This window comes from Polaribacter pacificus, from assembly GCF_038024035.1.
Lineage (GTDB): Bacteria > Bacteroidota > Bacteroidia > Flavobacteriales > Flavobacteriaceae > Polaribacter > Polaribacter pacificus.
Genome location: NZ_CP150664.1, coordinates 585006 through 597599, shown reverse-complemented (window position 1 = coordinate 597599; position 12594 = coordinate 585006). Strand labels below are relative to the sequence as shown.

The following is a 12594-nucleotide window of genomic DNA, read 5'->3' as shown; positions in this document are numbered from 1 at the left end:
GGAGTCAAAATGTTAGAATTAGCAGGAATTATCATCTTAGGGATCTTGGCACAATGGGTTGCTTGGAAATTTAAAATCCCAGCCATCTTACCATTAATCTTAATTGGTCTTTTAGTAGGGCCTATTGCTGCAGAGTTTATTACAGAAGATGGCTCTAAATGGATAGAACCAATTTGGGATGGAACCAAAGGTTTGTTTCCTGGAGATGGCTTGTATTATTTTGTCTCACTAGCTATTAGTATTATCCTTTTTGAAGGTGGTCTTACCTTAAAAAGAGAAGAAATAAAAAATGTAGGACCCGTTATTACCAAACTGATTACCTTAGGTTCTGCCGTTACTTTTTTTGGTGCTGGTGTTTTGGCACATTATTTATTTGATTTAAGCTGGGAATTGTCATTTTTATTCTCAGGTTTAATCATTGTAACTGGGCCCACTGTAATCACACCTATCTTAAGAAATATCCCATTAAAAAAGGATGTTTCTGCGGTGCTTAAATGGGAGGGAATCCTTATTGATCCTATCGGAGCTTTGGTTGCCGTATTGGTTTTTGAGTTTATCAGTGTTGGAGGTGATAGTGGCTTTACCAAAACTGCCTTTACTGAGTTTGGAAAGATTTTACTATTCGGAACCACCTTTGGGTTTACATTCGCCCATGCCTTGGCCTTTGTTATCAATAAAAAATTAGTGCCACATTATTTATTAAACGTGGTGTCTTTATCAACTGTCTTATTGGTTTTTGTTGAGTCAGAAGTATTTGCACATGAATCTGGTCTTTTGGCTGTAGTGGTTATGGGGATGGTTCTTGGAAACGGAAAACTAAAAAACCTTAAAGAGTTGCTTTACTTTAAAGAGTCTTTAAGTGTACTCTTAATTTCAATACTCTTTATTTTACTCGCGGCCAATATCAATATTGATGATTTGATGTTGCTTTACAATTGGAATACTGCCATTTTGTTTGCGCTGATTGTTTTTGTTATTAGACCAGTAGCAGTCTTTTTAAGCACCTATAAATCGAAGTTGCAAACCAATGAAAAGCTCTTTATTAGCTGGGTTGGTCCTAGAGGAATTGTTGCTGCAGGGATCGCTTCTTTATTTGGAAGCAAATTACTAAAACAAGGTGTAGAAGGAGCAGAATATATTACTCCTTTGGTTTTTATGATCGTTTTAGGAACGGTGTTGTTAAACGCAACCACAGCAAGACTTTTTGCTAAAGTTGTTGGGGTTTTCTTAAAAACTTCTAACGGAATTTTAATTATCGGAGCTTCTGATCCATCGCGATTAATTGCCGCATATTTAAAGAAAAACGGTAGAAGAGTGGTTTTAATTGACAGCAATTCAATCCATATTAAAAAGTGTAGAGAAGAGGGCTTAGAAGCTATTGAAACTAATATTTACGATGAAGATCTTACAGAGAATATAGAGTTGAATGACATTGGCTTCTTGATGGCTTTAACGGGGAGTTCTGTGGTAAATAAATTTGCTTTAAATGAGTTTTCTGATATTTTTGGAGAACAAGGAGCCTATCGTTTAATTACTACCGAAGAGATGAAAAACCCATCAGAAACACCAGCAGCTGGTCTGTTTTCACATACTGATGACTTTATCAACTTGAGCGAAGTAGTTAGGGATTATCCAGATATTAATGAACTGGTTTTAAGTTCTAAGAAACACTATTTAGAGCTGATAGAAAAACTAAATGAAGAAGTTAACTCTATACCTGTTTTTGTAAAGAGTAATGACGGCGTAATTCATATCATTCCATCCTACTCAGAAGAGTTAAACGTAGAAGAAGGCAATGTGTTGATGTATCTAGGAAAACCTTTGGCGGTAATTAATAACTAGTTAATTTTCCAGGCATTTTCAAAACTTATTTTATTGTAAAGCTTGCTTGTCAAATCTGTTAGACCGGCATTTTTAATAATATACACCACTTTTTTAGGCCATGTTTTTCTGAAATTGTACGAATTTTTTTTCCCACCAATTTCATAAATAAACTGTATAGCTGTTTCTTCTTTTAATAAGATCTCTTTTCCGTGTACAGCAACCAAACTGTCCATTTTTTTACGTGCATCTCGATAGGCCTTAATCTTGCTTTTTCTAGCAATAAACACGGTAACAAAATCTGTGATATTGGCTATGTGTGCAGCCTTCTTTTCTTTTGGGTGGTATTTAAAATAGGCCAAGTTGTATGGGGTGCCTGCCCAAGGCTTTGGACGGTAATCCTTTTTTAAACTCTCCGGACGATTCTCCCATTTTAATTCTTTATCTGTGTATTTTGCTATCTGCAAAGAATCAAATAGAATTTGTTTGTTTTTAAGCAAACGAGGCAGTCTAAGAGCAGGAAGCTCTGTATCACCTCTTCTGGTGCCTAAACTAAGTATATTACCTGTAATTTGCCCAATATAGCCTTTGTTCCAGCCAGATTCTAATGCGGCTATAGCTAATAAAGAAGCAGGAGGGATGTTGTGTTCTAAACAAATTTGAGTTGCTCTAATAGAAATGCCTTTGTAAAACTCTTTTACATGGGCATATTTTCTTAGTGAATAGCGATATTTTTGTTGATTGTCAGTTTGAGAATTTAGTAGCTCTAGAGTTATTTTTTTTGTTGGAGCCTTATCATTGGCAAAGCAAAAAACCAAAAGAAATCCAAGAATTATACTATTAATACGTTTCATACTTATCTTGTTACAATAATTAAAGAACGCTAAATATATAAATAAAAAAAAGAGTGAATATTAGAGGTCTAATTTAAAGGCTTCTTTTAAAGCAGCCAAAGCTGGGTTTAGTTCTAAGAGTTTTTCATACTTTTCTTGAGGAGTATAGGCAAACTTTTTGGTGACTTCTTCATTTATATGTATTTGAAGCTGAATCCCGTAGTTGTTTAGGGCTTCTCTTAGAAATTTAATCAATTTGGGTTTACTGCGTTCTAATTGATCAGCCATTAATTTGTTTGGCAGGGTAAGAGAAACTTCAAAATTGTCTAATAATTTAGGTGAGTCTGCCATTAGAATCGAAGCAACACTCTTTTGCCCTTTTGAAATTAGCTTGGCATGATAGGTTTTCCAAAACTTATTTAGCAACTCTTGTGTAAATGGTGTTCTTGGGTGGTTGTCGTAGTTTTCTTCTAGTGTATCTGATGAGAGCTCTTCCTTTTTTTCAAGCACACTTTTTAGAGACAAAGAAGAACTTCTTCTGCGTACATTTTTTAAAGCAGGTGCAGTTGGTTTTGGAGTTAGCGTTTCTTCTTTAATTTTTGCAATTGGCGGAACTGCTGCTTTTACAGTAGGCTTTTCTACTTGAGTTGCTGGTTTAGATAGGCTAGTAAAAAAAGCAGAAGGTACTATGAACTTAGCTGACTTTTTTTTTTCTCCATCAAAAGTGATAGAGGCAATTTGCATTAGAGTTAACTCTACAAGCAGTCGTTGATTTTTACTGACTTTATAATTTAAATCACATTCATTTGCCTTGTCTATGGCAGCCAATAAAAAAGGAATGCTGGTTTTGGTAGCCTGTTCTAGATAATTTTTTTTAGCCACATCTCCAACTTCTAGCAAATCTATGGTTGCTTTGTCTTTGGCAACTAAAAGATCTCTAAAATGACTTGCCAATCCACTAATAAAGTGATGACCTTCAAATCCTTTGCTCAAAACAGAATTAAATGCCAACAAAACTTCTGGTATGTTGTTGTTTAACAACAGAGAAGTCATGTTAAAATAGGTATCGTAATCTAAGATGTTTAAGTTCTCTGAAACGGCTTCTCTGCTTAGGTTATTTCCAGAGAAACTAACCACTCTATCAAAAATAGATAAGGCATCTCTCATGGCACCATCTGCTTTCTGTGCGATGATGTGTAAAGCATCGTCATCTGCAGTGATTCCCTCTTTTTGGCAAATGGTTTTTAAATAGTTCTTAGCATCTAATACCCCAATTCTTTTAAAGTCAAAAATTTGACAACGCGATAAAATGGTTGGAATAATTTTGTGCTTTTCTGTGGTAGCTAATATAAAAATAGCATGTGCAGGTGGCTCTTCTAAGGTTTTTAAAAAGGCATTAAATGCTGATGCCGATAACATATGTACCTCATCAATAATATACACTTTGTATTTTCCTGTTTGTGGTGGAATCCGTACTTGTTCTGTTAGATTTCTAATATCATCAACAGAATTGTTAGAAGCGGCATCCAACTCAAAAATATTAAATGCAAAATCTTCATCGGCTGTGGTTGCATCTTGTTGATTGATGCGTTTAGCTAAGATTCTAGCACAGGAAGTTTTTCCAACTCCTCTAGGACCAGTAAACAATAAAGCTTGTGCTAAATGATCGCTTTTGATAGCGTTTTCTAAGGTATTGGTAATGGCTTGTTGCCCAATTACATCTTCAAAATTTTGAGGACGATATTTTCGAGCTGATACAATAAAGTGTTCCATTACAAATTTGCTATTTTTACAGTAACAAATGTAAGTAACTCATCCTTGTTTTACAAGGATTCTTTTGGCGGGAAACTCAAAGTTTTTAACAATTGTATGATTTCTTTTTTTATCTCGACCAAAGGATGAACTAAAACTATCGATCTATGAAGTTTAATAAAATTGCAAGCCTGTTTATTGTAGTAATTTTTTTAACTGTTTTTTTATCGTTTTCACAGAAAACAACAAATAAGACACTACCAGTTATTTCACAAAAATTAGAAATCGCCTATTTTGCAAGTGGCTGTTTTTGGTGTGTAGAAGCTATTTTTGAAAGTGTAGAAGGAGTAGAAGAGGCTGTTTCTGGCTATGCAGGTGGTTTTACTAAAAACCCAACCTATCAAACCATAGGCACCGGACGTACTGGTCATGCAGAAGCTGTGGCAGTCTATTACAACCCTAAAAAAGTAAGTTATGCTACTTTGGTAAACGTTTTTTTTGGATCACATGATCCCACTACAAAAAATGGACAATATCCAGATTTTGGAACCCAATACAGGTCTATTGCTTTTTATCAAAACACTACACAAAAGGCTATTATTGAAGCTAAAATCGCGTTTTTAAATAAAGGTGTTTATAAGGGGAATATTGCAACAGAAGTAACCAAGTTGCAAAAATTTTACCCTGCAGAAGACTATCATCAAAACTATGAGCGATTGCACCCAGAAGATCCCTATGTAAAAAATGTATCCATACCTCGCTTAAATAAATTCAAAGCTAAGTTTCCAGAGCTATTAAAAGCTTCTGCAAAGTTGAAAGAGTAAGTTTTTTATAGCATATATGATAAAAAAAAAACACCCGATTGGGTGCTTTTTTTTATCATTAAAATCTATAAATCCTTTCGTATAAGTTTTTATAAATTTCTTTTATCACTTTTCGTTTCATCTTCATGGTAGGTGTTAAATGACCTCCATCAATAGACCATTCATCCTCCGTAAGTTCAAACTTTTTAATTTGCTCCCATTTTCCAAAATGTGAATTGCATTCATCAATCTCTTCTTGGATTCTAGCGCGAACTAGGTCAGAATTTACAATGTCTTTATTAGTCAAGTTTATCGATAGGTTTTTTCTTTTGATCCATTCTTTAACAAAATCAAAATTTAGCTGAATCAATGCTGCAGGCATTTTCTCACCTTCACCAATCACCATAATTTGCTCTATAAATCTCGATTCTTTTAATCGACCTTCTAAAAGGGCAGGGGCAACATATTTACCACCTGATGTTTTAAACATTTCTTTTTTACGATCAGTTATCTTTAAAAATCCATCTTCAGAAACCTCACCTATATCACCCGTATGGAAATAATCACCAGTCATTACTTCTTTGGTTTTTTCTGGGTCTTTAAAATAGCCCAGCATAATATTTGGACCTTTGGCTAAGATCTCACCATCTTCTGCAATTTTAACTTCAACATTGTTAATGATTCTACCTACAGTTCCGATACGGAATCCACCATCTTTATGGCAGTTGACAGAAATCACAGGAGAGGTCTCTGTTAAACCGTAACCTTCCATGATAGGCATGTCAGCAGCTGCAAAAAAACGTGTAAGTCTTGGTTGCAAGGCAGCACTACCAGAAACCATGAGGTCTAAATTACCACCCATACCTTCTTTCATTTTAGAGAAAATAAGCTTTCTTGCAATGGCTAATTTTTTTTCATACCACCAACCATTGGCGCCATAAGGCTCGTAAGAAAGGCCAATCTCGATAGCCCAGTAAAACAATTTTTGTTTAACTCCAGATAACTCAGAACCCTTAGCGTAGATTTTATCAAATACCTTTTCATACAGTCTAGGCACTGCTGTCATTACGTTAGGCTGTACCTCTTTAAGGTTATCACTCATTTTTTCTATACTCTCAGCAAAATAAATACTAACACCACAATACTGATATAAATACAAGATCATGCGCTCAAAGATGTGGCAAATCGGTAAAAAACTTAGACCAACTGCTTTTCCATAATCTAGAGGAACTCTTTGCTCACTAGCGATGACATTTGAGACGATATTCTTATGAGACAACATAACTCCTTTAGGTCTTCCGGTGGTACCAGAGGTGTATATTAAGGTTGCTAGATCATCTTCTGTAACGGCATCTTTGTGTGCTTCTACATCTGCTTGGTTGCTAGTATCTTCTCCTAATTTTAAGATTTCAGACCAATTTTTTTCGCCAGAAATCTCATCAAAAGTAAAGACTCCTTTTAAAGACGTTTTGTCTTTTATTTGGTTTAGTTTTTCTAGAACACTAACATCAGAAACAAAACAATAGCTTGCTTCAGAATGATTTAAGATGTACTCGTAATCTTCTTTAGAAATAGTAGGGTAGATAGGCACATTTTGAGCCCCTAATTGAAGGATTCCTATATCACATACATTCCACTCAGTTCTATTGGTTGTAGAAATGACTGCGATTTTGTCATTGGGTTTTACGCCCAAACGCAGTAAACCCCTGCTAATTGCATTGGCTTGATTGATGTACTCTTGTGTACTTATAGATTGCCATACACCGTTGTATTTAGTGTTTAGAGCTTTTGTTAATTTGTAGGTGTCTAATTGATGATACGGAAAATCAAATAGGCGTCGTATTTCATGCTGCATATATTCGTAAAATTTGAAGTATTGCAAAGTAGGGAAATTCAAACACTTTTACAAGAGTAAATGTCAGCCTTTTTAGGAAGTATAGATTTTATCAATCAAATGTTGGTACATTTTTGTAATTGCTTTCCTTCTCATTTTTAAAGTAGGTGTTAGATGTCCTGCTTCGATGGTCCAAAGGTCTGGAGTGATCTCAAATTTCTTAATTTGCTCCCAACGCCCAAACTGTTGATTAAAGTGGTCAATCTCTTTTTGTATTCGAGCGATGACCCGAGTATCAGACACCAGGTTTTCTATTTGATAGTCATGACGTCTAGCCCATTCTTGAAGAAACTCCATATTAGGTTGAATCAGTGCTGCTGGCATTTTTTGCCCTTCTCCAATCACCATAATCTGCTCTATAAAACGAGATTTTTTAAAATTAGCTTCTAGATATGCAGGAGCAATGTACTTGCCGCCTGAGGTCTTAAACATTTCTTTTTTTCTGTCAGTGATTTTTAAGAAACCATCTTTATCTAATTCACCAATATCACCCGTATGTAAATAACCATCTACGATGGTTTGATGGGTTAATGCATCGTCTTTATAATAGCCTTTCATTATATTAGGTCCTTTGACTAATATTTCTCCATCCTCAGCAATTTTAACCTCAACATCATCAATTACTTTTCCAACCGTTCCTATTTTAAAACCGTTGTTTCTCATATCAGCAACAGAGACAGCCGGAGAGGTCTCTGTCATTCCATAGCCCTCAAAAACAGGAATTTGTGCCGCTGTAAACACTCTAACCAGCCTATCTTGCATAGGGGCGCTACCAGCCAGCATAAACTCTAATTGTCCTCCAAGCGCATCTCGCCACTTGCTAAAGATAATCTTGTTGGCGATCTGTAATTGTGACTCATACCAAAAGCCATTTTTTTTGTAGGGTTTATAACGCTCTCCTAAGGCTAAAGCCCAGAAAAAAAGATTCTTTTTAATGCCGTTTAAATCACTGCCTTTGTCTACGATTTTATCGAATACTTTTTCTAGCAATCGAGGAACAACAGCCATAAAATTGGGTTTAATTTCTTTTAGGTTTTCACCCAATTTGTCTATGCTTTCTGCAAAATGGATTTCAAAGCCCATATATTGACAGTAATAAGAGGCAGCTCTTTCAAAAATATGACAAACAGGTAGGTAGCTTACGACCCTTTTTTTGTTTGTATGCAAATCTAACTTGTTGCCTGTGGCAAAGACATTGTGCACGATGTTGTGATGAGTTAAAAGCACTCCTTTAGGAGTCCCTGTGGTACCAGAGGTGTATATAATGGTTGCTAAATCTTCTCCTTTAACTTGGCTTTTTAGTTGGTCAACTTGGGTTTGTAAGCCCATATCACTGCCTAAATCTAAAAAAGTATTCCATCCATGAGATTCTTCTATTTCTTGAAAGGTGTAAAGGGCTTTAATTTGAGTTTTGTCGATTACTTTCTGTACTTTATCATACAAAACAGCATCCGAAACAAAACAATAAACAGCATCAGAATGGTTTAAGATATACTCGTAATCCTGTTCTGAAAAGGTCGGATAGAGTGGAACATTTTGTGCTCCGATTTGCAAAATACCAATATCCAACATATGCCATTTTGGATCATTGTTGGTTGTTATGATTGCGATTTTATCGTTGGGTTGAACTCCCAAGTGTAGCAAAGCGCGACTGATCTCATTGGCACGGTCTAGATACTGCTGAGTAGAAATAGCAGACCATTGATTATTTTTTTTAGAAACCAAGCAATTTTCTTGAGGATACTGTGCTAATTGATGATATGGAAAATCAAACAATCGGGTAGGTTTTGTCATAAATAAGAAGCTAATTGATATCCGAATATACTAAAAAAAGCGTTACTTTTTTAGAAGTAACGCTTTGTGTAAGTTTTATGTATGGAAGCTTATTTTTTATTGTACCTAAATTTTTCGCCATTGATACGGGTGTATTTGCTGTCAATACCATAGGCGACATCCATTCCGCTAATTTCAAACTTTCCTGATACGGTACTGTATTTTATGTTTAAATCATCTTTAAATCGTGTGTTTTTAAATGAAAGCCCCTTATTAAATTTTGCATATTTAAAATTTGCAGATTCATTAAATTCTGCTTTTGTAAAATCTGCCTTATGTTTAAAAACTGCATATTTAAATGTATTAGCGCTTCTAAACTTTGTATTGCTAAAGTCTGTTTGACTATAAAAAGTTGAGTACTTAAAAAGTGCCATTTCATTAAAGGTACAATCGGTAAATGCTACGTTTTCTGTAAAATTGGCTGTAAATGTGTAGCCACTATCTTCATCGTGAATATAGGCAAAAACAGGATCTTGAAAAACACAGTTTTCAAAACGAATTTTATTGGTGATTCTATTTTTAACTGTATTGTTACTCCCGCTGCTAAACCAACCTGTTCTTCTTTTAGGCAACTTGGTTAAGGCTTCTTCCATAAAAGTAAAATCTAAAACTCCAACAATGGTTGCATTTTTATAGACAATGTTTTTTCCGTTTTTGATATCGTGCATGATATCAGATGCATGTATTTTTTTCTGTGCTTGTAATTGGATGCATGCAAACAAAAGAACAAGGCTTAAGACAAGGCTAATTTTTTTCATGGTATTTGTTTTTTATACTTTAAAGACTTGCTGGGTTTTAAAATGTGACACTGATTAGGTTAAAAAGGTTAAAACAAAAGAGGTCTGTTGGTCTTTGCTAGCAAAAGAGATGCTTCCTTGGTGGGCTTCCATAATGTTTTTAGAAAGAGTTAAGCCGATTCCAGAGCCTTCTTTTCTGGTGGTAAAATAAGGCACAAAAAGGTTGTTTTTAATTTCGTTTGAAACACCTATGCCGTTGTCTGTAAAAGTAATATGGACTCTGCTGTTGTTTTGAGTCATGGTAATTGTTATGCTTGGGTTGTCTGTATTTTGTAAGGCATACAGACAGTTAGAAATCAGATTTATAAAAACCTGTTCAATCTGATTTTGATCGATGTTAAGGAATAATGAATCTGGTGCTATTAGATTTGTTATGATCTGTTGTTTTTTAAATTCATCCTTAAAAAGAAGGAGGGTGTTGTTGGCTAAAAGTACAATATCAACTGTGTTTTTGATGGGTAAAGGGAGTTCTGCTAATTTTCTATATGTGCTAACAAAATCGGTTAAGTGTATGGATCGTTTTTTGATAATTTCTAAGCCTTTTGAAAGTTCTTCTAAGCTCTCAGCATCTGGTTCATCATCGCTTAATAAACCACCTAAATTGCTTGCCAAACTGCTTATCGGGGTAATGGTATTGATAATTTCATGCGACATGACATTGAGCAATCGATACCAGGATTCTTTTTCTTTTTTATCAATGAGCTGTTGCAGTGTTTCTAAAGAAATAATATAATAATCAAACTCTTTGGTTTTGGTAATTGCCGTTTTTAGATAAAAGGTTTCTTCTTGTCCGTCTATACGCAAACTAATAACATGCTTTAAGGTTTGCCAATCTTGAGGTTGGATAATATCAACCAAGGGTTTAATTTTATTTTTTAGCAAATCCCAGTGATAGTATCTAGGAATCTGTAAAAAATTGGTAAATGCAGTATTCATTTGATATACTTCGATGACTTTTTGCTGATCTCGACGTAAAATAAGTATCCCAGTTGTAAAGCTTTCTATAATGGTGGTAAACACGATGCTTTCTGAAGCTTGAGCAAAAGCACGACGCTTTGATTTTTCTAAAAGCAAGGCCATTTTTTTTTGGAGTTCACTTTTTTGTTTATCTGCAGGTAGGCTTAGAGAAAAGTCATCTACTAACAAGCAATCTAGGTTTTTTTCAAACTCATATAGTTGTTTGTTTTGCCACTCAAAAAGCAAATAAATCAGAAAAAATAAAAAGAGTATTAATACTATTGGAGTTATGGTATAGTGGGCCGTAAAACTAAGGTAGATTAATATGCTCGTTGCGATTAGCAATGACATTAGTATAAAAAATCGGATGTACTTTTTATTCTTCAAGTTTATAATTGATGTTTGTCTAGCCTTCTATACAAGGCAGTTCTGGTGATGCCTAAATCTTTGGCAGCCCTACTCATATTGCCTTGGTGTTTGTCTAAAGCGCTTTGTATTAAAGCTTTTTCTGTTGCTTCAAGGTTTAAATTGTCTGTAGCGATAGGTGTAGACTTATCGGTAGAAAAATAAAAATCATCGGTACCTAATTCTTGTCCTTCTGTAATAATGACTGCCCGCTCTACCATATGCTCTAATTCTCTTATGTTTCCTGGCCAGTGATAGGCTTCTAAACGCTGAATAACTTCTTTAGTGAACCCCTGAATCGTTTTCCGGTATTTCGCAGACATTTGCTTTAAAAAATGCATGGCTAATAACAATATGTCTTCTTTGCGATCTCGGAGTGCTGGTAAATTTAACTCAATGGTGTTAATTCTGTAGAGTAAATCTTGTCTAAAATTTTGATCCTCTACCATTTTATGGATATCGGCATTGGTCGCACAGATAATCCGAACATCAATGGCTCTTTCTATGGCTTCTCCCAAACGTGTTACTTTTCTGTTTTGAATAACAGTAAGTAGTTTAGATTGTAAATGCAGGGGTAGATTGCCAATTTCATCTAAAAAAATAGTGCCTCCCTTGGCTAGCTCAAACCTTCCTATGCTGTCTTTGTTTGCATCGGTAAAAGCTCCTTTGGCATACCCAAACAACTCGCTTTCAAATAAGTTTTCATTTAATGCGCCTAAATCGACATGGATAAAAGGTTGATTCTTTCTATGAGATTGCAAATGAATCTCTTTTGCAAAAACGTATTTTCCAGTTCCGTTTTCTCCAAGTATTAAAATATTTGCATCTGTTGGAGCTACTTTTTGTAGCATAGAGATGGCCTTGGTCATGGCAGGAGACTTACCTATAAGATGCTCTGTTTTTTGAAGAAAATCTTTGTTCTTATTATTCTGAATCGCTTCTAATTGTGTGTTTTTTCTTTTTGATCTGGCAAGTTCAACACCAGCCAATACAGAAGCATACAGCTTTTCTGTATCCCAAGGTTTTAAAACAAAATCAGAAGCACCTTGTTTAATTGCTTCTACAGCCAGATTAACGCTTCCAAAAGCAGTCATTAGTAAAATGGTTGTTTCTGGGCTTATTTCTTTAATCTGTTTTAGCCAATAGAGTCCTTCTTTACCATCTTCAAAGCCTCTGTGGTAATTCATATCCAACAAAGCAACATCAACCGTTTCTGAAGCGATCAGGTTTAGTATAGTCTTAGGGTTGTTTGTGGTGATAAATTTTGTAAAATGTTTTTTTAGGCTCAACCTAGCAGAAAACAAAATATCATCATCATCGTCAACTAATAATATGGTGGCTTCCTTTTTTCTCATATGCATAAGTACATAGATGTTTGATTCTGAACAAGAGATTGTCCGATAACGAACACTTTATTTTTATATAATTATTTTAATCACCTGATAATTAATGAATTATAATTTTTTTTTAGCTGGCATATTTATGGTATCTAGCTAATC

Annotated in this window: 9 protein-coding genes; 2 read left to right on the top strand and 7 right to left on the bottom strand. The window is 34.9% G+C overall.

Translation table 11 applies throughout. From position 1 onward, the window contains the following. Positions 1-9 precede the first annotated feature (9 nt). The gene (locus tag WHC90_RS02655) at positions 10-1842 is read left to right on the top strand and encodes a cation:proton antiporter (protein WP_188599543.1); all 1833 of its coding nucleotides are present in this window, start codon (positions 10-12) and stop codon (positions 1840-1842) included. Here the strand turns inward: WHC90_RS02655 and WHC90_RS02650 are convergent. Next, complete coding sequence (locus WHC90_RS02650; protein ID WP_188599544.1) at positions 1839-2675, bottom strand: glucosaminidase domain-containing protein; 837 nt, start codon at positions 2673-2675, stop codon at positions 1839-1841. The two genes, WHC90_RS02655 and WHC90_RS02650, sit on opposite strands and share 4 nt — an antisense overlap. A 60-nt stretch (positions 2676-2735) precedes the next feature. Further along, positions 2736-4427, bottom strand: a complete 1692-nt coding sequence (gene dnaX, locus WHC90_RS02645; RefSeq protein WP_188599545.1) for a DNA polymerase III subunit gamma/tau — start codon at positions 4425-4427, stop codon at positions 2736-2738. Between the two features lie 146 nt (positions 4428-4573). Here dnaX and msrA point away from each other — a divergent pair, with 146 nt between their 5' ends. Next, on the top strand, positions 4574-5230 hold the full coding sequence (gene msrA / locus WHC90_RS02640; RefSeq protein WP_188599546.1) for a peptide-methionine (S)-S-oxide reductase MsrA: 657 nt from the start codon (positions 4574-4576) through the stop codon (positions 5228-5230). Positions 5231-5288: 58 nt separating this feature from the next. Here the strand turns inward: msrA and WHC90_RS02635 are convergent, their stop codons facing one another. From WHC90_RS02635 to WHC90_RS02615, 5 genes are all read right to left on the bottom strand, one after another. Continuing rightward, positions 5289-7064 (bottom strand): AMP-dependent synthetase/ligase, encoded by a 1776-nt coding sequence (locus WHC90_RS02635; RefSeq protein WP_188599547.1) that lies wholly within the window; start codon positions 7062-7064, stop codon positions 5289-5291. Between the two features lie 72 nt (positions 7065-7136). Then, complete coding sequence (locus WHC90_RS02630) at positions 7137-8897, bottom strand: AMP-dependent synthetase/ligase (RefSeq protein ID WP_188599548.1); 1761 nt, start codon at positions 8895-8897, stop codon at positions 7137-7139. Between the two features lie 89 nt (positions 8898-8986). Then, entirely contained in the window at positions 8987-9694 is a 708-nt protein-coding gene (locus WHC90_RS02625; RefSeq protein ID WP_188599549.1) for a pentapeptide repeat-containing protein, read from the bottom strand. Positions 9695-9748: 54 nt separating this feature from the next. Beyond that, positions 9749-10879 (bottom strand): sensor histidine kinase, encoded by a 1131-nt coding sequence (locus WHC90_RS02620; RefSeq protein WP_188599550.1) that lies wholly within the window; start codon positions 10877-10879, stop codon positions 9749-9751. 200 nt (positions 10880-11079) lie between these two features. Next, a complete protein-coding gene (locus WHC90_RS02615; RefSeq protein WP_188599592.1) occupies positions 11080-12450 on the bottom strand; it encodes a sigma-54-dependent transcriptional regulator in 1371 nt (456 codons plus the stop codon). Between the last annotated feature and the right edge of the window lie 144 nt (positions 12451-12594).

Coding starts and splice junctions, on each gene's coding strand:
- WHC90_RS02655 (WP_188599543.1), top strand. CDS start 10: ATGTTAGAATTAGCAGGAATTATCATCTTAGGGATCTTGGCACAATGG.
- WHC90_RS02615 (WP_188599592.1), bottom strand. CDS start 12,450: ATGAGAAAAAAGGAAGCCACCATATTATTAGTTGACGATGATGATGAT.
- dnaX (WP_188599545.1), bottom strand. CDS start 4,427: ATGGAACACTTTATTGTATCAGCTCGAAAATATCGTCCTCAAAATTTT.
- WHC90_RS02650 (WP_188599544.1), bottom strand. CDS start 2,675: ATGAAACGTATTAATAGTATAATTCTTGGATTTCTTTTGGTTTTTTGC.
- WHC90_RS02635 (WP_188599547.1), bottom strand. CDS start 7,064: ATGCAGCATGAAATACGACGCCTATTTGATTTTCCGTATCATCAATTA.
- WHC90_RS02630 (WP_188599548.1), bottom strand. CDS start 8,897: ATGACAAAACCTACCCGATTGTTTGATTTTCCATATCATCAATTAGCA.
- msrA (WP_188599546.1), top strand. CDS start 4,574: ATGAAGTTTAATAAAATTGCAAGCCTGTTTATTGTAGTAATTTTTTTA.
- WHC90_RS02625 (WP_188599549.1), bottom strand. CDS start 9,694: ATGAAAAAAATTAGCCTTGTCTTAAGCCTTGTTCTTTTGTTTGCATGC.